Source organism: Roseateles sp. GW823-FHT07B05 (assembly GCF_058794515.1).
Genome location: NZ_JBXAGX010000008.1, coordinates 63804 through 84134, shown reverse-complemented (window position 1 = coordinate 84134; position 20331 = coordinate 63804). Strand labels below are relative to the sequence as shown.

The 20331-nt window shown below is 71.3% G+C and carries 18 protein-coding genes; 7 read left to right on the top strand and 11 right to left on the bottom strand.

All coding sequences use genetic code 11. The features are described from left to right. Positions 1-30: 30 nt before the first annotated feature. The 8 genes from AC1Q7O_RS17800 to AC1Q7O_RS17765 form a co-directional block, all read right to left on the bottom strand. Positions 31-618: an NAD(P)H-dependent oxidoreductase gene (locus AC1Q7O_RS17800; protein ID WP_492660666.1), complete on the bottom strand. Its 588-nt coding sequence runs from the start codon at positions 616-618 to the stop codon at positions 31-33. 80 nt (positions 619-698) lie between these two features. Further along, positions 699-1760 carry a cupin-like domain-containing protein gene (locus tag AC1Q7O_RS17795; protein WP_492660667.1) on the bottom strand — a complete coding sequence of 354 codons (1062 nt, stop codon included), beginning with the start codon at positions 1758-1760 and terminating at the stop codon, positions 699-701. A gap of 41 nt (positions 1761-1801) precedes the next feature. Next, positions 1802-2887: an alpha/beta hydrolase gene (locus AC1Q7O_RS17790; protein ID WP_492660668.1), complete on the bottom strand. Its 1086-nt coding sequence runs from the start codon at positions 2885-2887 to the stop codon at positions 1802-1804. A gap of 680 nt (positions 2888-3567) precedes the next feature. Next, positions 3568-4338: a LytR/AlgR family response regulator transcription factor gene (locus tag AC1Q7O_RS17785; RefSeq protein WP_492660669.1), complete on the bottom strand. Its 771-nt coding sequence runs from the start codon at positions 4336-4338 to the stop codon at positions 3568-3570. Next, positions 4335-5378, bottom strand: coding sequence for a sensor histidine kinase (locus AC1Q7O_RS17780; protein WP_492660670.1), 1044 nt, complete (start codon positions 5376-5378; stop codon positions 4335-4337). The genes AC1Q7O_RS17785 and AC1Q7O_RS17780 overlap by 4 nt, the downstream gene beginning before the upstream one ends. Beyond that, positions 5375-6472: a sensor histidine kinase gene (locus AC1Q7O_RS17775; RefSeq protein WP_492660671.1), complete on the bottom strand. Its 1098-nt coding sequence runs from the start codon at positions 6470-6472 to the stop codon at positions 5375-5377. Before AC1Q7O_RS17775 ends, AC1Q7O_RS17780 begins: the two co-directional genes overlap by 4 nt. A 55-nt stretch (positions 6473-6527) precedes the next feature. Continuing rightward, a complete protein-coding gene (locus tag AC1Q7O_RS17770) occupies positions 6528-6908 on the bottom strand; it encodes a PilZ domain-containing protein (protein WP_492662734.1) in 381 nt (126 codons plus the stop codon). Between the two features lie 35 nt (positions 6909-6943). After that, on the bottom strand, positions 6944-7378 hold the full coding sequence (locus AC1Q7O_RS17765; RefSeq protein WP_492660672.1) for a hypothetical protein: 435 nt from the start codon (positions 7376-7378) through the stop codon (positions 6944-6946). A gap of 101 nt (positions 7379-7479) precedes the next feature. On the opposite strand from AC1Q7O_RS17765, the gene AC1Q7O_RS17760 reads away from it, so the two are divergent. Next, the gene (locus tag AC1Q7O_RS17760; RefSeq protein WP_492660673.1) at positions 7480-8046 is read left to right on the top strand and encodes a DUF1134 domain-containing protein; all 567 of its coding nucleotides are present in this window, start codon (positions 7480-7482) and stop codon (positions 8044-8046) included. 145 nt (positions 8047-8191) lie between these two features. Further along, positions 8192-11092 carry an adenosylcobalamin-dependent ribonucleoside-diphosphate reductase gene (locus tag AC1Q7O_RS17755; protein WP_492660674.1) on the top strand — a complete coding sequence of 967 codons (2901 nt, stop codon included), beginning with the start codon at positions 8192-8194 and terminating at the stop codon, positions 11090-11092. A gap of 22 nt (positions 11093-11114) precedes the next feature. Here the strand turns inward: AC1Q7O_RS17755 and AC1Q7O_RS17750 are convergent, their stop codons facing one another. Continuing rightward, positions 11115-12374, bottom strand: a complete 1260-nt coding sequence (locus AC1Q7O_RS17750) for a sialidase family protein (RefSeq protein WP_492660675.1) — start codon at positions 12372-12374, stop codon at positions 11115-11117. Between the two features lie 108 nt (positions 12375-12482). Next, complete coding sequence (locus AC1Q7O_RS17745; RefSeq protein WP_492660676.1) at positions 12483-13556, bottom strand: glycoside hydrolase family 43 protein; 1074 nt, start codon at positions 13554-13556, stop codon at positions 12483-12485. Positions 13557-13676: 120 nt separating this feature from the next. Between AC1Q7O_RS17745 and galE the strand changes: the two genes are divergently transcribed. Further along, positions 13677-14684 (top strand): UDP-glucose 4-epimerase GalE, encoded by a 1008-nt coding sequence (galE, locus tag AC1Q7O_RS17740; RefSeq protein WP_492660677.1) that lies wholly within the window; start codon positions 13677-13679, stop codon positions 14682-14684. 226 nt (positions 14685-14910) lie between these two features. Here the strand turns inward: galE and AC1Q7O_RS17735 are convergent, their stop codons facing one another. Further along, the gene (locus AC1Q7O_RS17735) at positions 14911-15873 is read right to left on the bottom strand and encodes an ArsR/SmtB family transcription factor (protein WP_492660678.1); all 963 of its coding nucleotides are present in this window, start codon (positions 15871-15873) and stop codon (positions 14911-14913) included. Between the two features lie 150 nt (positions 15874-16023). On the opposite strand from AC1Q7O_RS17735, the gene AC1Q7O_RS17730 reads away from it, so the two are divergent. The 4 genes from AC1Q7O_RS17730 to AC1Q7O_RS17715 are packed head-to-tail and all read left to right on the top strand — an operon-like array spanning position 16024 to position 20321. Then, complete coding sequence (locus tag AC1Q7O_RS17730; protein ID WP_492660679.1) at positions 16024-17088, top strand: UDP-glucose--hexose-1-phosphate uridylyltransferase; 1065 nt, start codon at positions 16024-16026, stop codon at positions 17086-17088. Continuing rightward, positions 17085-18254, top strand: a complete 1170-nt coding sequence (galK, locus tag AC1Q7O_RS17725) for a galactokinase (RefSeq protein ID WP_492660680.1) — start codon at positions 17085-17087, stop codon at positions 18252-18254. Before AC1Q7O_RS17730 ends, galK begins: the two co-directional genes overlap by 4 nt. After that, on the top strand, positions 18251-19234 hold the full coding sequence (locus AC1Q7O_RS17720; protein WP_492660681.1) for an aldose epimerase family protein: 984 nt from the start codon (positions 18251-18253) through the stop codon (positions 19232-19234). Before galK ends, AC1Q7O_RS17720 begins: the two co-directional genes overlap by 4 nt. A 1-nt stretch (position 19235) precedes the next feature. Further along, the gene (locus tag AC1Q7O_RS17715) at positions 19236-20321 is read left to right on the top strand and encodes a glycoside hydrolase 5 family protein (RefSeq protein WP_492660682.1); all 1086 of its coding nucleotides are present in this window, start codon (positions 19236-19238) and stop codon (positions 20319-20321) included. Positions 20322-20331 lie beyond the last annotated feature (10 nt).

The window sequence follows — 20331 nt, the reverse complement described above, 5'->3', positions numbered from 1 at the left end:
CCCGCCCCGCGCCCGTCGCGCAGGCGACGGCTAGTCGCCGCGCAGGCCCAGCTCGGCCATCTCGTCCAGCCAGCGGCCCGCGCCTTCCCGGCCCAGGCCGTCCACGCCGCCCACCAGCGTCTCCTGGATGGGACCGATGCCGACGAAGCCGAGGATGTTGCGTTCCAGCGAGCGCAGCGAATGCGCGCGGAAGATCCAGCGGTAGACCAGCGACGGCATGCCCATCGTCACGATGACGCGGGCCGAGCGGCCGGTCAGCAGCTTGCGGCCCAGCGGGTTGCCCGGCACGGGCTCGAACGCGAAGCCGCGGCGCGCGATCTGTTCCAGGAAGCCCTTCAGCAGCGCCGGCATATCCCCCAGCCACAGTGGGAAGAAGAACACCAGGTGCTGGGCCCAGCGGATGTCGTCCTGCGCCGGCCTGAGCGACGCGGGCACCTCGCCCTCCAGCCAGTCCTTCTGCGAGCGCAGCAGCGGGAAGTCGAGCCGGCCCACGTCGATGACGCGCACCTCGTGGCCGGCTTCGCGCGCGCCGTCGGCATAGGCCTGCGCCAGCGCGTGGCAGAGGTGGCCGCCATCGGCGTCCGGGTGGGCCTGGATCAGCACGATGCGGCGGGGCATGGAATCCTCCTTGAGCGCCGCCATCGTGCCGCCGGCCGCATCGCGCCGCCTTGACGTCCGTCAAGGCGGCGCGTGGCCCGCTACCAGTTGCCGATGCTGGGGTTCACGTAGCTGAACTGGTTGGGCACGTCGGCCGCGAAGTTGGTGTACGAGAACGACATGCTCAGTTCCAGCGAGCTGACCTGGTGCCACCAGCCCAGCGGCAGGAACAGCGTGTCGCCCGGCTCCAGCACCACCTCCAGCACCTGTGCGTCACGCAGCAGCGGGTAGCGCTGCAGGTCTGGCGCGTCCAGGTCGATGGGGCTGTAGACGCCCATGCGGTTGTAGAGCAGCGGCGTCTGCAGCGGCGATACGAAGCGCCAGCGCTTGCGACCGACGACCTGGGTGTGGAACAGCATCAGCGTGTCGTGGTGCAGCGGCGTGCGTGTGCCGGCCGGGCCGAACCAGAACGACGCCGCCGTGTGCAGCAGCGCCGGGTCGCAGAGGGGCGGCATGCGGCCGATGTCCTGCAGCAGCGGCAGGAACTCGGGGCGGCGCATCATCTCGTCGTTGGCCGTCAGGTAGTGGTCGTTGGTGGCGCCGCCGCTGACGACGAGGTCCACGAACTCGGCCACCTTCATGCGCTGGCGCAGCTTCTCCTTGTTCTGCTCGAACAGCGTGTCGGTGTTGCGGCCCACCTGCACGTCCACGTCCAGGTGGCCGAAGCGCTCGCGCAGGTCCGCCGGCGACCAGCGGCCCATGGCGGGCCAGTCCTCGGCGATGTCCGTCAGCACGACCGGGCGGCAGCCGCGTACGTAGCGGGCGATGAACTCGTCGCGGGAAACGCCGCGGCGCTTCTCGATGACGCCATAGCCCGGGTCGCCCTGCCACAGCTGCTGCAGGTTGCCGGCGACGGACTCCAGCTTGCGCAGCAGCTGCTGGTGGCGGCGGGCAGCCTGGAACACCGGGTCCTGCTCGATCTGCTCGATGGCGGCCATGCAGGTGGACGGATCCAGCCCGGAGGCCGTCATCGTGTCGAGCATGGAGGCGGGCGAGCAGTTCCACAGCCGGTTGTCGGCCACCCAGCCCAGCCAGTCGGGCGGCAGGTCCAGCAGTGCGGCGGGGCGCGGGCGGGGCGGGGGCTTCAGCGGGGCGAGCGGCATGGTGCGGACGTTAGCCGCAGTGCGCGACATGGGCATGAAGCTCAAGCCGGCTTCAGCCAGTCCCTCAGTTGCTGCAGCACGGCCGCGTCGGTCTGCAGCGCCAGGTGGCCCAGGCCGGTGAAGACGGCGGTGTCGGTGAACGCCAGCCGGCGCGCGGCCTCGCGGTGCTGGCCCAGCGCGCTGGCCACGGGCACCAGGCCGTCACCCAGCCAGCGCGCGGGCGCGCCGGTGGGTTGCTTCGCCGTGGTGGCCGCGATGGCGTAGCAGTGCACGCCAGAGGGCAGCGGCAGGCGGCTGGCCTTGCCGGCGTCGGCATCGGCTTCGAGCAGGCTGGCGTGGCGCAGGTCGCGGATGCCGGCGCTGCGGCGCGCCGCCAGCGCGGCGAGCGGGCGCGAGTAGGCGCTGACGGCCAGCAGCCGCTGCACCTGCTGCCCGCCGCGTTCCAGCGGCGCGCCCAGGTGCGGCGTGCCCAGCGTGACGAGCGCCTGCAGGCGCCCGGGCCAGCGGCGGCCGCGGGCCTGCGCGATGGCGCTGCGGGCGACCAGGCCGCCCATGCTGTGGCCCAGCAGCGTGACGGGGCCAGGCACGGTGTCCAGCAGCTTCGCGAGTTCGGCGCCGTTGCGCCAGATGTTGCGGCCGGTGTTGTAGCGCAGGCCCAGCGGCCGGTAGCCCAGCGCGGCGAGGGCGGCGGGGAAGTCGGCGCCGTCGCGCCGCCACTGCGCCTCGTTCATGCCCAGGCCGTGCAGGAACACCAGCGCCGGGCCGCTCGCGCCGTCGACGAGCGGGTGCAGCGTCATGGGCGTGGCGAGCGGGTTGGCGGTGGCTTCGAGGTAGTCGCCCAGCACGCCGTTCAGGGCTGCTTGCGCGGCGCTGGCGTGTTGTGTGTCTGCCTGGTCGAGCAGCGGTGTCAGTGCATGGAGCGCCAGGTCCAGCCCGCCACCCACCAGGCGCGTCACGCCGCGCACGCTGCGGTAGACCAGGCCGGTGATGCCGGTGGTGCGCTCACGCGACGCCGTCAGCGGCAGCCGCGAGATCTCGGCATGCATGGCCTCGACGAGGTCGGTGACGCCGGTGACGGCATCGATGGCCAGGCGGCTGGCGCCGAGGAGGGGGTGGGCTTTGCTCATGGGTGGCGATGATGCGCTGTTGTTGATCGCTTTTTTGGAGCGAGCTGCTCACCGCTGCATTGCCGGGAGTCCGCCCCGGCGGGCGGGTAACTTTCTTCTGCGGCGCCAGAAGAAAGTCACCAAAGAAGAGGCGCTGAACCGCACACGAGCAACACGCCGCCATGAGCGGCGCGCGAAAACGCACACGGTGATTCCGGGCAGACGCGACCCGCTTCGCTCTCGCTGCTGTCCCTGTGACGAGCGCCATCCATCGAACCTTCACGCCGCTTAACGCCGGCTGCACGCCGGGCTTACCAGGAACAGCCGCGTCGCTGGGGCGACGGCACGTGCTGTGGTGCTCGGCCGCGCCGCCCGAGCGGCGCTGCATGGGGCTGTTTTGGTGAGCACGGCGTGCAGCCGCGCGTCGGACGGGCAGGTGGGGCGATGAGCGCTGCTTTTGACAAGTCAGGTGCGAGAGCGCAGCGGCTCGCTTCGTCCCGAAATGCCGATGGGCGTTTTCGCGCGCCGCTCATGGCGGCGCCGCGGTCGAGTGCGGTTCAGGGCCTCTTCTTTGGTGACTTTCTTCTGGCCCCGCAGAAGAAAGTTACCCCGCCGCCGGGCGGAACTCCCGGCAATGCAGCGGTGAGCAGCCCGCTTCCAGCAACCAACCCAAACCCAGAAACCCACAAACCCTGAAGCCCTCACATCTGCCGAAACAGATGCGCACAACTCTCCGCCACCAGCAGCATCTCGCTGCCGTGCTTCAGCTTGATCTGCATGCGCCCGCGGAAGTCGCGGCTCACGCTCGCCACCGCGTTCACGTTCACCAGTGTCGACCGGTGGATCTGCCAGAACTGCTGCGGGTCCAGCTCGTCGATCAGCTCCTTCAGCGGCTTGCGGATCAGCGCCTCGCCGTCCTTCAGCGCCAGCCGCGTGTACTTGTTGTCGCTCTGGAAGAACATCACCTCGTCCACCGTGATGAGGCGCAGCGTCTGGCCCACCGACGCGTTGATCCAGCGCAGCGGCGCGCGCGCCGCCGACGGCACGGGGCGCGCGCTGAGCTGCTCCAGCACGCCGCCCAGCGGTGCCGGCGGCTGGCCCTGGCCCAGCCGGACCTTCAGCCGTGAGATGGCCGTGAACAGCCGCGCGGCGGCCAGCGGCTTGAGCAGGTAGTCCACGGCGCCCTGGTCGAACGCGGCAACGGCGTACTGGTCGTAGGCGGTCACGAACACCACATGGCTGCGGCCGCTGACCTGGCGGGCCACGTCCAGCCCGGTGGCGCCGGGCATCTCGATGTCCAGGAACAGGATGTCGGGGCGGTGCTGGTCCAGCAGCCGCAGCGCCTCCAGGCCGTCGGCCGCCTCGCCGACGATGCTCAGCTCCGGCCACAGCCGCTCCAGCTGCTCGACCAGTTCGCCGCGCAGCGCGGCCTCGTCCTCGGCCACGACGGCGGTGGGGGCGGTCAGGTTCATGGTTGCAGTTCGAATTCGGTGCGGCCGGCGCCGCTGGTGCAGGTCAGCCGCGCATCCAGCACGGCCAGGCGCTCGCGCAGCGAGGCGAGGTCTTCATCCTCGCGGCACAGGCCTTCCTCGTCGAAGCCCAGCGTGATGCGGGTGCCGTCGGCGGCCAGCCAGCAGCGCCCGGCGGCGCCCAGCCGGATCGCGCGCTGCACCAGCGGCAGCAGCAGCATGGGCGGCAGCGACGTGGCGCCGCGCGAGCCCAGCTCGGCCTCGAACGCGGGCGGCTGGCCGCCCAGGTCGCGCAGCAGGTCCAGGTAGCTGGCGATCAGTTCGGCCTCGCCGCCCAGCGTGGCACCAGCCTCGCGCAGCCGCGGCAGCGCCACGCGCAGGTGGCGGATGAGCCGCTCCAGCCGCGCGCTGGCCGTCGGGTCGTGGCGGTCGTAGGCGCGCTCCACGGACACCAGCGCGTCGAACAGCAGCGCCGGGTCCACCTGCGCCTGCAGCGCGGCCAGCCGCGCGCCCAGCGCGTGGCGGCGCAGCTGGCTGTGCTCGCGCAGCAGGTCCTGCGCGGCCTGGTCCTGCCGGCGGCGCAGCGCGCGGAACTCCAGCATGCCCACCAGCATCAGCGCCGGCATGGAGACCCACAGCGTGTCGCCGATGAGCGCCGTGATGCGGAAGGCGTTGCAGTCGGGCTTGCCGTGCTTGGCGGCGTAGAGCTGGCAGATGGACGTGCCCGGCACCAGCTCGGCCAGCGGGTAGACGACGCCGATGATGAGCGCCGAGCCCAGCAGCGTGGCGGCCACGAGGCGGGCGCGGCGCGCCGGGTGGATGGGGCTGCTGCGCGCGGCCGGCAGCCAGCACAGCAGCAGCACGGCGCAGCTCACCAGCGGCAGGCTGAGGTGGCGCACGAGCACCGGCATCAGGTGGTCGCCGACGTCGACCTCCACCAGCGACGTCAGGTCCAGCGCGCCAAACAGCAGCGCGGCGGCGACGAACACCAGCACCTCGCTGCGGCGCACGGAGCGCCAGGACCGCAGCACATGGCCGATCACGCGAGCGCCTCCGCGGGCAGCCGCACGCGCGCCACGACGCCGCGCGGCTGCGCCGCCTCCAGCTCCAGCGACGCCGCATCGCCGAAGCGGGCCGCCAGCCGCGCCCGCGTGTTGGCCAGGCCCACGCCCGCGCCGCCGCTGGCCGCGCCGAAGCCCTGGCCGTTGTCCTGTACCTCGATGCTCACGCCGCCGTTGCCGGCGTGGTGCGCGCGGATCTCGATGCGCCCGCCCTCGGGCAGCGGCGACAGGCCATGCTTGATCGCGTTCTCCACCAGCGTGGGCAGCACCAGCGTGGGCAGGTGCGCCGACAGCAGCTCCGGCGGCGCGGCGATGTCGAACGACAGCCGCTCGCCCATGCGCATCTGCAGGATGGCCAGGTAGTGGCGCACCAGCTCCAGCTCGTCGGCCAGCGTGGACTCGTGCCGGCGCATGCCCGGCAGCGCGGCGCGCAGGTAGGCGATCAGCGCCACCAGCATGTTGCGGCCGCGCTCGGGCTGGGTCTCGTACAGCCGCTTGACGTTGGCCAGCGTGTTGAACAGGAAGTGCGGCTCGATCTGCGCATTCAGCGCCGACAGCTGCGCCTCGGTCTGCTGCGTCTTCAGCGCCTCGCGCTCGCGGAACAGCCGGGCCAGCCGGTCGCGGCCCTCGCGCTGCTGGCGGCTGATGCGCAGCAGCGCGTAGGCCAGGCCGCCCAGCAGCACCCAGACGGCCATCGTCGACAGCGCCCAGCCGAGCTTGAACGGCATGGGCTTGTCCAGCGCCGCCACCGCGTAGCGCAGCCAGGTGCCCACCGCGGCGCCGCCGCCCACGGCCAGTGCCTGCACCGCCAGCTGGGCCGGCAGCGGCCAGCGCCGGCGCGCCAGCAGCGCCTCGGCCAGCCCCACGGCCAGCAGCAGCGACAGCCCGGTCAGCAGGCATTGGCGGCTGAAGCGCACCAGCTCGAACAGCGCGTCGCCCAGCGAGGCGCCGCCTTCCTCGCCGAACCAGCTCAGCGAGCGCGAGAAGGCGTACAGCAGGCAGAAGTAATAGACGGCCGCCAGCATGCGCAGGTTGCAGATGCGGCGAAACGCTTGCAGCGGGCTCAGGTCCTCCATGGCGCCCATTCTGCGGTGCCCGCCAGCGGGCGGGGCGCGATGCGACGGAACCGGGTCAGGCCGTGCTGGCCGCGGCAATCAGCGCCTTGAGTTCGCGCTCCGACGCGGCGGGGTCGCCCAGGTTCACCTCGATGAGGCGGCGCAGGTGGGTGATGGACTCCAGGTCGATGCTGCGGCACAGCACGCCGGCATGGCCGGCCTCCACATGCGCCAGCTCGCCGGCCATGGCGATGTGGATCTCGGTGCTCTCGTCCCCCAGCGGCAGCTTGACGAGGCAGGGCATGCCGGCCTGCGGCGGCGGCCCGTCGGGCAGCTGCAGCAGCACGCCCTTGAGCGAGATGTCGATGACCTGGCAGCGCAGCAGCGCCTGCGTGGTGATCAGCTCGGCGCCGGCGGCAAAGGCGACGCGGGCGAATTGGCGGCGTTCGGTGCTGATGATGGTCTCCCGGTGGCGGCGCAGGCGGGCCGATGCTAGACGAACGGCTCCAGGGCGCCAGCCCCGCCGAACACGGTGCTGTGCTCCACGGCCTGCTGCAGGCGCTCCGGGGCGAGCGACGCCAGCCCCATGGCCTCCAGCATGAACCAGGCGGCGCGCAGATAGGCCACGATCTCTTCGCGGGTGGCGTCGGTCTGCGTGGGCTCCTCGTCCCAGCCGCGGGCCGGCGCCTGGCGCGGTGCGACGACGGCCGGCCGGTGCGCGAGCGCGATGCGGGCGAGCAGCTCGCGGGTGTCCACGCTGGCACTGGGGGCATCGATGAGGCGCACGAGGTCGCCCAGCTGCTGCTCGGCCGCGGCGGCCAGCAGCCGCGCAGCCTGGTCGGCGCCGCCGGCCAGGTACAGCCCGGCCGCCAAGTCCACGTATTCGAGGGCGGCCGACAGCCGCTGCAGGTCGGGGTTGGACGACATGGTCGGGGAGTCTAGGTCGTGTCAAGCCGCAACGAGCGGCCAAACTTCACGTGGGCTTGTTTATGCTGGGCCGCTTCGGGATTGTTCTGAGGAGACCCACGATGGACCGCCGCCTGCACCTGCAACACCTGGCCGCCATGGCCGCCGCGATGGCGCTGCCCGCCGGGGCTGCCGACGACAAGGACAGCACCTACGACGAGGACTCCATCGTCAAGGCCGCCACCGATTTCTTCGGCCAGACCACCGAGGGGCTGGCCAAGGTCATCGAGAAGGCCTTCAAGGAGCAAGGCCGCCCCAACGCCTACATCAAGGGCCAGGAAGCCGGCGCGGCCATCACCGTGGGCCTGCGTTACGGCGAGGGCGAGCTGCTGATGAAGGGCGGTGGCGGCGGCAAGGTGTTCTGGGCCGGCCCGTCCATCGGCTTCGACCTGGGCGCCAACGCGTCCAAGGTGTTCACGCTGGCCTACCACCTGCCCAAGGCCGCCGACATCTACCAGCGCTTCCCCGGCGTGGACGGCAGCCTCTACTACATCGGCGGCGCGGGCATCAACTACCAGCGGCTCAAGGGCATCACGCTGGCACCCATCCGGCTGGGCGTGGGGTTGCGCGCCGGCGCCAGCGTGGGCTACATCCACTACCGGCGCGAGAAGAGCATCAACCCGTTCTGACGGTGCGAACACGCCGGGTTCTGCGTCCGGTCAAGGCGCGGCGCCGGGCGGGCTGTCAATCTCGCCCCCTCCCGCAACAAGGTCGGCCGTGCAGGGCCGGCATCGCGGCGTAGACTGTAAATTCATCCAGTATTCGAGGCCCACCGTGAGCAGCAGCACCACCGACCTGCCCGTGCAGGACATCTCCAGCGAAGTCCTCATCGAGAAGTACGCCAAGGGCGGCGAGCAGACGCCCGACGAGCTGCGTGAGCGCGTGGCCCGTGCGCTGGCCGCGGCCGAGAAGCCGGCCGACCGCGCCCGCTGGGCGGCGGCGTTCCTGGAGGCGCAGCAGCGTGGCTTCGTGCCGGCCGGCCGCATCATGTCCGCCGCCGGCACCGAGCTGTCGGCCACGCTGATCAACTGCTTCGTGCAGCCGGTGGGCGACTCAATCGCGACCGCCGAGGACGGCGTGCCGGGCATCTACACCGCGCTGACCGAAGCCGCCGAGACCATGCGCCGCGGCGGCGGCGTGGGCTACGACTTCAGCCGCATCCGCCCGGCGGGGGCCTGGGTGGGCTCCACGCGCAGCCACGCGTCCGGCCCCATCAGCTACATGCGCGTGTTCGACCGCAGCTGCGAGACGGTGGAAAGCGCCGGCAGCCGCCGCGGCGCGCAGATGGGCGTGCTGCGCTGCGACCACCCGGACATCGAAGCCTTCATCCACGCCAAGGACCAGGGCGACCTGCGCAACTTCAATATCTCCATCGGCGTGACCGACGCCTTCATGCAGGCCGTGCAGGCCGACGGCCTGGTGGAGCTGGCGCACAAGGCCCAGCCCAGCGCCGAGCAGATCGAGGCCGGCGCCTACCAGCGCGGCGACGGCCAGTGGGTCTACCGCAAGGTGCGCGCCCGCGAGCTGTGGGACCAGGTCATGCGCTCCACCTATGACCACGCCGAGCCGGGCGTGCTGTTCCTGGACCGCATCAACGCCGACAACAACCTGCACTACTGCGAGACCATCGCGGCGACCAACCCGTGCGCCGAGCAGCCGCTGCCGCCCTATGGCTGCTGCTGCCTCGGCTCCATCGACCTGACGCGCTTCGTGCGCGACCCGTTCAGCGCGAAGCCGGTGTTCGACGAGGCTGGTTTCGCCGAGGTCGTGGCCGTCGCCACGCGCATGCTGGACAACGTGCTGGACGTGACGCCCTGGCCGCTGCCCGCGCAGGCGCAGGAGGCCGCCAACAAGCGCCGCGTGGGGCTGGGCTTCACCGGGCTGGGCGATGCGCTCGTCATGCTGAACCTGCGCTACGACACGCCTGCCGCGCGCGACATGGCCAGCCGCATCAGCGAAATCATGCGTGACGCGGCCTATGCCGCCAGCAGTGACCTGGCCGCCGAGCGCGGCAGCTTCCCGCTGTTCAATGCCGACCTGTACCTGTCCGGCGGCAGCTTCGCGTCGCGGCTGCCGCAGGGCCTGAAGGACAAGATCCGCGCCCAGGGCCTGCGCAACTCGCACCTGCTGTCCATCGCGCCCACCGGCACCATCAGCCTTGCCTTTGCCGACAACGCGAGCAACGGCATCGAGCCGGCGTTCTCGTGGGCCTACACGCGCAAGAAGCGCCTGTCGCAGGCCGAGGGCGGCGGCTTCAAGGAGTACCAGGTCGAAGACCACGCCTGGCGCCTGTACCGCCACCTGTTCGGCGCCGATGCGCCGCTGTCCGACGCCTTCGTCACCGCGCTGGAACTGAGCGCGGCCGACCACGCCGCGATGGTCGCGGCCGTGGCGCCGTACATCGACACGTCCATCAGCAAGACGGTCAACGTGCCGGCGGACTACCCCTACGAGGACTTCCAGGACCTGTACGTGCAGGCCTGGCAGTCCAAGCTCAAGGGCCTGGCGACCTACCGGCCCAACAGCGTGCTGGGCTCGGTGCTCAGCGTGACACCGGAGGTCAAGCAGCCGGAGCCGCTGCGCGCCGACGTGGAGGGCGCCAACCAGCGCCTGAAGGTGGATCGCCTGCCGCAGGCCGTCGTCGCGTCGCTGCGCTGGCCCAGCCGGCCCGACATGCCCGGCGGCAACCCGGCCTGGAGCTATCTGATCCAGCATCCGCACGGCGACTTCGCGCTGTTCATCGGCGAGCTGCCGCTGGACGGCCCCGACGGCGGTCTGTTCGGCCGCAACCTGCCGTTCGAGGTCTGGGTCAACGGCGCCGAGCAGCCGCGGGGCCTGGCGGCGCTGGCCAAGACGCTGTCCACCGACCTGCGCACCAACGACGCCGCGTGGCTGCGCCTCAAGCTCGACGCGCTGGCCACCGTGGCCGAGGAGCGCGCCTTCGAGATGCCCATGCCGCCCAGCGGCGAGAAGCGGCTGTTCCCCGGCGTCGTCGCCGCGACGGCGGCCGTCATCCGCTGGCGCTGCGAGCAGTTGGGCGCGCTGGCGGAGGGCGGCCCCACGCCCGTCGTGGACGCGATGTTCAGCCGCAACGAGCCGCGCACCGGCACGTCCGGCACGCTGGCCTGGGCGGTGGACGTGGACAACCCGGCCACCAACGAGCAGTTCACGCTGACGCTGAAGGAAGTGGTGCTGCCCACGCCGGACGGCGGTAGCGTCATGCGGCCCTGCGCGATGGGTTTCTCGGGCAACTACCCCAAGGCGCTGGACGGCCTGGCGCGGCTGCTGAGCCTGGACATGCGCGTCATGGACCCGGGCTGGATCGCGATGAAGCTGCGCAAGCTGCTCAACGTCGGCGAGCCGCTGGGCCACTTCATGGCGCCGGTGCCGTCGCTGAGCGGCGAGCGGCGCCAGCAGGTGTGGCCGTCCACGGTGGCCTACGTGGCGCGGCTGGTCATCCACCGCTACGCGATGCTGGGCATCCTGGACGAGACGGGCCAGCCGCTGGCCGACATGGGCCTGCTGCAGGCCCCGGCGCCCAAGCTCGCGGCGGCGGCCGGCACGCTGCAGGTGCAGGCCGGCAAGCCCTGCCCGGAGTGCGGCAACGCCACGATGATCCACAAGGACGGTTGCGACTTCTGCACCGCCTGTGGCTACGTGGGACAGTGCGGCTGAGGCGCGCCCTCAGCCCGCGGGGTCAGGACGGCAGGTTGCCGCGCGCGAAGCGCGTGCGGCATTGCTGCACGCCGTTCACCGTCTCGAAGTCGCTGGCCAGCATCAGCAGCTGCTTGCCGTCGGCCGTGGGCAGCAGCGGCGACGAGTAGTTCTGGCACCAGTTGGTGCCGTTCGGCGCGTTCAGCACCTTGATCGGTGCGGCCATCGTCGTCCACGCGCCGCTGCCGTCGGCGGTGCTGCTGATGAAGATGGTGCCGCCGTTGCCGGCCGTGTCGACCGCACCGGCGCCGGTGTTCAGGATCTGCCCGACCAGCGCGATGCGCTTCTGCGCGGGCAGCCACACATGCGTGGGCGCGTGGCGGAACCAGCCGCCGTCGGCCGTCTTGGGCTCTTGCCCCTTGTCGGCCGGCGAGCCCCAGTCCAGCCCGTCGGCCGAGCGCTTCAGGTAGACGCGGCAGTCCAGCCCGGCCGTGCTGCAGAACTCGTAGCTCAGCAGGTAGCTGCCGTCGCCCAGGCGGCTGGTGACGGCCATGCCGGGGCGGTCGGTGGCCTTGACGGCGGCGACCAGCAGGCGCGGCGCGGTCCACGTGACGCCGTCGGCGGTGCTCATGATCTTCAGCACCTGCGAGGCGCCGTCGTCGGTCTCGTCGGAGTACATGCAGGCGAGCTGGCCGTCCTTGGTGACGAGGAACTCGGGCTCCCAGATGCCGGTGCCGTCGCCGCCACGCGGCTTGCGGCCGACGCCGCAGTTGGCGTTCAGCGAGGCCCAGGTCTTGCCGGCGTCGTTGCTGCGGTAGATGGGGTGCTTCATCGGCGTGCCGGGCGTGTCCTGGCCGATGGACGCCGACCACAGCAGCGTGCCGGCGGGCAGCACGCCGACGCTGGACGGCAGCTCGTAGACGGAGCCGCAGCACAGGCCCTTGGGCCAGGCGGCGTCGGTCACGGCGCCCTGCACGGCGAAGCTCGCGCCGTCGTCACGGCTGATGAAGATGCGGCCCTGGCCGGTGCCGCCGGGGAAGGCGATGGCGCTGGCGATGACGGCGCCGTTCAGCGACGCGTCGGCCTGGTGGGCCAGGCGGATGACGCGCGGGTAGAAGGCCTCGGCCTCGCCGTTGAGCAGCGTGCCGGTGCGGGTGGGCACGGGCGTCGGCGGCACGGGGTCGGGCGTGGCCGGCGAGCCGCCGCCACCGCCGCCACCACCGCCGCAGCTGGCGCAGGCGCCGACGAGCAGCAGGGCCGGCAGCAGCACGGCGGTGGCGACGAGTTTTTGCCAGAGTCTCATGAGGAGGGACATTGTTGCGCTCCAGAAAACGTGGGGATGAGTCCGCCCCACCGCATCGCAGCGGGCGCTGCGGCGGGCGTGTGGAAAGGGAGGGGAGGGGCTAGGCGGTCAGGCTTCGCCGGACGGCTTGCGCTGCGGCACGCCGCTGGCGATTGCCGGGCCGAACACGGGCCGGCCGTCGGCGGACCACTCGAAGCGCTGCACGCGCATCGTGCGGCCGCTGGCGTCGCCGGCATCCTGGTCCTTGGCGTGGTAGACCAGCCAGTCTTCCTTGCCGTCCGGCGAGCGCGTGAAGCTGTTGTGGCCGGGCGCGAAGACCTTGTCGGTCGGGCCGAACACCGGCGTCGGGTGCTTGGCCCAGCTCTTCGGGTCCAGCGGGTCCTTGCCGGTCAGCTCCAGCAGGCCCAGGTAGTAAACGGCGGCGGTGTGGCCGGCCGAGTAGATGACGAAGTCGCGGCCCTTGCTGCGGTCGTACTGTTGCAGGGCCTGCGGGGCCTCGATCCAGAACGCGTTGGTCTGCTTCTGCCAGCGGCCGTCCACCTTGTGCCAGCCGCGTTCCCAGTCGTGCTCGCCGCGCACGATGCGCACGCCGGGGCCGCTGGCGCGTGTGGGGCTGCTCATGGGCGCGATCCACAGGCCGTCGTCGGCGTACATCCAGTACAGCCGGCCGTCCTTCAGGCGCAGCACCGAGCCGTCAATCGAGTAGCGCTCGTGTTCCTGGTGCACGCGGCCGCGGTCGACGAACGGGCCCATCGGGTGTTCGGCCTCCAGCACGTAGTGGCGATGGTTGGCGTCGATGCCGTCGGCGGCGGTGAAGTACAGGTACCAGCGGCCGTTGAGCTGATGAAGCTCGGGCGCCCAGATCATCTTGCTGCGCGGGCCGCCGGGTTCGGGCGTCCAGACTTTGCGGCGCTCGGCGTGGCGCCAGTCGCTCAAGCGGTCGGAGCTGTAGACCCACAGGCTGCCTTCGGGGTCGAAGGTGGCGGTCAGGTAGTAGCGCCCGGCGTGCCAGACGACCCAGGGGTCGCCGGCCTCGACGCCGGGCAGCACGGGGTTGGTGAAGGTGTCTTGCGTTTGCGGCGCGGTCATCGCGGCTCCTGGCAGGCCCAGGCCGGCGGCGGCGGCCAGGCCCAGCAGGCCCCGGCGGCGCAGCGCCAGGTCGGGCGTGTCGTCGTTGTTCATCGGTGTTGTCTCCTCGCCCGCGGGCAGGTCTGCCCGCCAGGCGGAGCGATGCTATTCGGCTTTCTTGTTTATAACAAGTTAATTGGTTAATAATGGGGCAAACACGGAGTGGGAGACGACATGCGAGTGCTCGTGACCGGCGGGGCCGGCTACATCGGCAGCATCACGACGCTGCAACTGCTGCAGGCGGGGCACGACGTGCTGGTGCTGGACAACCTCAGCAACGCCAAGCCGGCGGTGCTGGCGCGCATCGAGCAACTGGCGGGGCGGGCGCCGGCGTTCTGCGAGGGCGATGTGCGTGACGGCGCGCTGCTGCGCCGGCTGCTGGCCGAGCATGGCATCGAGGCCGTCATGCACTTTGCTGGGCTGAAGGCGGTGGGCGAGTCGGTCCACAAGCCGCTCGAGTACTTCGACAACAACGTGCAGGGCAGCTTGAGCCTGCTGGCGGCGATGCGCGACACGGGCGTGCGCACGCTGGTGTTCAGCTCATCGGCCACCGTCTACGGCCTGGCCGAGACGATGCCGCTGCGCGAGGACGCGCCGACCGGCACGACCAGCCCCTACGGCCGCAGCAAGCTGATGGTGGAGCAGATGCTGCAGGACCTGGCCGTGGCGGATGCGAGCTGGTCGCTGTGCGCGCTGCGCTACTTCAACCCGGTGGGCGCCCACCCCAGCGGTCGGCTGGGCGAGGACCCGCAGGGCATTCCCAACAACCTGATGCCTTTCATCGCCCAGGTGGCGGTGGGCCGGCGCGCGGCGCTGCAGATCTTCGGCAGCGACTACCCCACGCCCGACGGCACCGGCATGCGCGACTACATCCACGTGCTCGACCTCGCCGCCGGCCACCTCGCGGCGTTGGGCCATGTGCATGGCCGGCCGGGGTGGCAGGTCTTCAATCTCGGCACGGGCCGCGGCCACTCGGTGCTGGAGGTGCTGCGCGCCTACGAAGCGGCCTGCGGCAAGCCGCTCGCCCACGAGTTCGTGCCGCGGCGCGGTGGCGACGTGGCGCAGAGCTGGGCCGACCCGGCGCGAGCTGGATCGGTGCTGGGCTGGCGCGCCGAGTTGAGCCTGGAACAGATGTGTGCCGACTCGTGGCGCTGGCAGTCGCAGAACCCGAAAGGCTATTGAATTGAGGCCCCTCGCCCGGTCTTGCCTTGCTGGATGCAGGCAAGCCCAGTCGGGACCGCGCAGCGGCCAGCGGCCGCTGCGCTTCGGCAGGCACATCGAGCCCAGTGGGCTCAATGTGTCCGGCCGAAGCCCCCGAGGGGACGGCGATGCTTGCCGGATTGACCGGCAAGCACATCGCCCAAGGCGGGCCGGCTTGGGAGCGGCCCGGCGCTCGGCCCGCAAGCCATCACGCTACGTCAGGGCCGGATCCTCGCGGGAAGTCGAACGCCACGCGCATGACGATGTCCTGCGGGTAGTTGCCGAACTTGCGGCCGAACAAATTCATGCCGCCGCGGTTGCGCGCGTCGGGCTTGATGCCCAGGCGCACCTTGATGTGGTTGGTCTGCGGCAGTGTCAGCTGGTCGATGCCCACGCTGCTCAGCTCCACGCCGTCGATCATCGAGCCCTTGGCGCCGACGCTCCACTGCTTCAGCAGCCCGTGCGTCGTGCGGTCGGTCTGCCACCAAGACGGCATCAGCAGCGAGGCCTTGCCGCCGTAGTCGCCGGGGCTGGTCCAGGTGCCGATCTCGATGTCGTTGATCCACAGCGTGATGTCCGACGGCCAGTCCTCGTTGAACTGCGGTGCCTCGGAGCAGATCTCCATCGACAGCTCCAGGTGCGACGGCACCGCGCCGTGCGGCAGGTTGTTGGGGAAGGCGTAGTCCACATAGCCATCGCCGCCGAACCACAGCAGCTGGGCGTAGACGTGCTCGGGCTCGAAGAACGAGCGCGGGTCGTCCAGCATGCCGATGATCTTGGTCTCGCTGACCAGGCCGCAGCTGGGGCGGGCCTCCACATGGCGGTAGCTGCCCACCGGCATGCTGACGGAGATGACGTTGGGCTTGCTCTCGACGGCCGCACCGGGCAGGCGCAGCCGCACCTCGTCGTAGCGCTTGGAGCACAGCTTCTGCTGGCCGCGCGTGCCGGGCTCCACCTCCACCGACACCAGGCCCACGGCCTGCAGCTGGTTGATGTTGAAGCTGACGGTGGAGTGCGGCAGGCCCATTGCCGTGGCCAGCTCCGACACGTTCAGCACCTGGTTCGTCAGCGTGCCCAGCATGGCCTGGCGGGTGTCCGACGCCAGCGCCTTGGCCACGGCCAGCGCGGCGTCGCCCTCGACCATCAGGATGCGGCTGCCTGCGACCTCCATGTTTTGCCCTCTCGCACTTTGAACCCGAAGAAGTCGCAAGTTTATTCGGCGCATTTGCCCTGGCGCAGCGGCGCTTTCCCTGGGAAGCGGCGCGGTGATTAGGGTAAAGACTGATCGTTATTAACAAATAAACTGGCGACAATGCGATGCATGAGTTCCCCAGATCCCAGCGCGACCGTGCACCGCCGCCGCAACCCCCTGACGGGTCGGCATGTGCTCGTGTCGCCGCACCGCACGCAGCGCCCCTGGCAGGGCGCGCAGGAGGCGGTCGACACCGCCCCGCTGCCCGCGCACGACGCCGGCTGCTACCTGTGCGCCGGCAACGCCCGCGCCAATGGCCAGCGCAACCCCGACTACCGCGGCAGCTTCGTCTTCGCGAACGATTTCGCGGCCCTGCAACCCGCGTCGGGTGACGTGCCGGCCACCACCGACCCGCTGCTGCAGGCCCAGCCCGTCGCCGGCGAATGCCGCGTCGTGTGCTTCTCGCCCGACCACGGCAAGACGCTGCCTGAGCTGGACCCGGCCGCACTGCGCGGCGTCGTGCAGGCCTGGATGGAGCAGAGCGCTGACATGGGCCGGCGCCACCGCTGGGTGCAGGTGTTCGAGAACAAGGGCGCGGCCATGGGCTGCTCCAACCCGCACCCGCATGGCCAGGTCTGGGGCCTGGACCAGTGGCCCGACGAAGCCGCGCTGGAAGACCTTCACCAGCGCGAGCACCTGGCCGCAACGGGCGAGCCGCTGCTGGTGCAGTACGCGCGTGCCGAACTGGCCGCGCGCGAGCGCGTCGTCGTCGAGACCGCGCACTGGCTGGCTGTCGTGCCCTACTGGGCCGCGTGGCCGTTCGAGACGCTGCTGCTGCCCAAGACCCACACGCTGCGGCTGGATGCGCTGACCGGCGTGCAGGCCGACGACCTCGCCGTCGCCGTGCGCCGGCTGACGACGCGCTACGACAACCTGTTCCGCTGTTCGTTCCCGTATTCCATGGGCTGGCACGGCGCGCCGCACGAGGCCGGCCGCGCCGACGACGCCGCGCTGCGCCACTGGCAGCTGCACGCGCACTTCTACCCGCCGCTGCTGCGCTCGGCCACCGTGCGCAAGTTCATGGTGGGCTTCGAGATGCTGGGTGAGGCCCAGCGCGACCTGACGCCCGAGGCCGCCGCGCAGCGCCTGCGCGACGCCAGCGACACGACGCACTACCGGGCGAGGGCGGCATGACCACGGCACGCGAGACAACGCCGCGGGAGCGTGCGGCGCAGGGGTTCCTGCGCGCCTTCGGCACCGGGGCGCAGCGCGTCGCGCGGGCGCCGGCGCGGGTCAACCTCATCGGCGAGCACACCGACTACAACGAGGGCTTCGCGATGCCCTGCGCCATCGACCGCGACACCGTCGTGGCCGCCGCGCCGCGCGACGACGACGTCATCGAGGTGCTGGCCTGCGACCTCGGCGAGGCGCTGGGGCGCTTCCGCGTCGGCGACGCGGCCGACGTGAGCAACAGCCCGCAGTGGCTGCGCTACGTGCAGGGCATGGTGGCCGTGCTGAAGGCCCAGGGCCTGGCCGTCGGCGGCGCGCAGCTGGCCATTGCCGGCAACGTGCCGCAGGGCGCGGGGCTCAGCTCGTCGGCATCGCTGGAGCTGGCCGTGGGCCAGGCGCTGGCCGCGCTGAACGGCTGGCAGCTCGGTCCGAAGGCGATGGCGCTGGCCGGCCAGCAGGCCGAGAACGTCTACGCCGGCTGCCAGTGTGGCGTGCTGGACCAGATGTCGTCGGCGCTGGGCGCCGAAGGCCATGCGCTGCTGCTGGACTGCCGCAGCCTGGACGTGCGGCCCATCCCGCTGCCCGCCGGCACGGCCGTGCTGGTCATCGACTCCAAGATCCAGCGTGGCCTGGTGGACAGTGAATACAACCTGCGCCGTCAGCAGTGCGAAGCCGCGGCGGTGGGCCTGGGCGTGAAGGCGCTGCGCGACGTGAACGACTCGCTGTGGTCGCGCCGCGGCGGCTCGCTGGACGGGGTGGTGCGCCGCCGCGCACGGCACATCATCAGCGACAGCCAACGCTGCGAGCTCATGGCCGCGGCCATGCAGCACGGCGACCTGCGCGAGATGGGCCGGCTGATGCGCGAGTCGCACTGGTCCATGCGCGACGACTTCGAGATCACCGTGCCCGCCATCGACGCGCTGGCCGCGCGGGTGCAGGACGTCATCGGCGACGCCGGCGGCGCACGCATGACCGGCGGTGGCTTCGGCGGCTGCGTCATCGCGCTGGCGCCGGCCGGCCTGGTGGACGACATCCGCGCCGCCGTGGCGGCGGACTACCGCTCGCCCGACGGCCGCGAGGCCGAGGTGCATGTCTGCGCCGCGTCGGGCGGTGCCGGGGTGCTGGCATGACGGCGCTGGACGTGTTCACGCTGCAGTCTGCCGACGGCCTGCGCATCGCCGTCACCAACGCCGGTGCCGCGTGGACGTCGTGCCGCGTGCCCGTCAACGGCGCGTCGCGTGAGGTGCTGCTGGGCTACCAGACGCCCGCGGACTACCTGATGCAGCCGGGCTACCTCGGCGCCATCGTCGGCCGCCACGCCAACCGCATCGCCGGCGCGGCGTTCGAGCTGGACGGCCAGCGCTTTGCATTGCAGGCCAACGAAGGCGAACATCAGCTGCATGGCGGCGCGGGCGGATTCCATCGCAAGCTGTGGACGGTGGCCTCGCACACCGGGGACAGGCTGGAACTCGCGCTCGTGTCGCCCGACGGCGACCAGGGCTTCCCGGGCGAGCTGAGCGTGCGGGCGACCTACCGCGTGCAGCCGCCGCTGACCGTCACCGTGACGCTGGAGGCCACGACGACGGCGCCCACGCTGTGCAACCTCAGCAGCCACGCCTACTTCAACCTCGACGGCGATGCGGCCGACATCCGCGGCCACCGGCTGCAGATTGAGGCCGACCGCTACCTGCCCGTGCGCGCCGACCTGATCCCGACGGGCGAGCAGGCCGACGTCGCCGGCACGCCGTTCGACTTCCGCACGCCGCGCCGCATCGGCGATGCACTGGCCGCCCTGGCCGAGACCGGCGCCGCGCCGGCCTGCCACGACCACTGCTGGCTGGCCGGCAACGCGACGCTGCAGTCGGGCGACGGCCGGCTGACGCTGGACCTGCGCAGCAACCAGCCCGGCCTGCAGTTCTATGCCGGCGAGTTCCTGCCCCGCACGCCCGACCGCCAGGGTCGGCCCCACGCCGCCCATGCCGGCCTGGCGCTGGAGCCGCAGGCCCTGCCCGACAGCCTCCACCACCCCGAATGGCCTCAGCGCGACGCCGTACTGCGCCCCGGCCAGACCTACCGCCACCAGATCACCTACCGCTTCCTCCCGACCTGACATGAGCCACCACACCACCACTCCCGCCCGCTGGACGCCCGAGCAGGCCCATGCCTGGTTCAAGGCCCAGCCCTGGGCCCTGGGCGCCAACTTCCTGCCCGCGTCCGCCATCAACCAGCTCGCCATGTGGCAGGCCGACACGTTCGACGCCGAGCGCATCGACCTCGAACTCGGCTGGGCCAAGGGGCTGGGCATGAACACGATGCGCGTGTTCCTGCACGACCTGCTGTGGGCGCAGGACGCCGCCGGCTTCAAGCAGCGCATCCACCGGTACCTGGACATCGCCGAGCGCCACGGCATCTTCACGATGTTCGTGCTGTTCGACTCCTGCTGGGACCCCGAGCCCAAGCTGGGCCCGCAGCGCGAGCCCATCCCCGGCGTGCACAACTCCGGCTGGGTGCAGAGCCCGTCGGCCGCGCAGCTGGCCGACCGCTCGACCTGGCCGCAGCTGCGCGCCTACGTCGAGGACATCGTCAAGACCTTCGGCCAGGACAAGCGCGTCACCTACTGGGACATCTGGAACGAGCCCGACAACCAGGGCGGCGGCATGGGCTACTACCTGCCGCGCGAAGCCAAGGACAAGATCGCACTGGTGGCCGAGCTGATCCCGCAGGCCTTCGACTGGGCGCGTGCGCAACAGCCCATCCAGCCGCTGACCAGCGGCCTGTGGCTGGGCGACAACTGGGCGCCCGATTCGCCCGAGCTGAACGCGGTGCAGAAGGCGCAACTGGCGCAGTCCGACGTCGTCAGCTTCCATGACTACAACTGGCCCGAGAAGTTCGAGGCCCGCATCAACCAGCTGCAGCAGTACGGCCGGCCGCTGATCTGCACCGAGTACATGGCGCGCAGCCTGGGCTCCACGTTCGACATCGCGCTGCCCATCGCGGTGCGCGAGGACGTCGGCATGATCAATTGGGGCTTCGTCGACGGCAAGAGCCAGACCAAGATGCCGTGGGACTCGTGGAAGCGCCCGTACACCATCGACCCGCCGCTGGTGTGGTTCCACGACGTGCTGCACACGGATGGCCGGCCGTACCGCGTGCGCGAGGCGGAACTCTTGCGGCAGTATGGCAAGCGCCCACGTTGACCCTCATCTG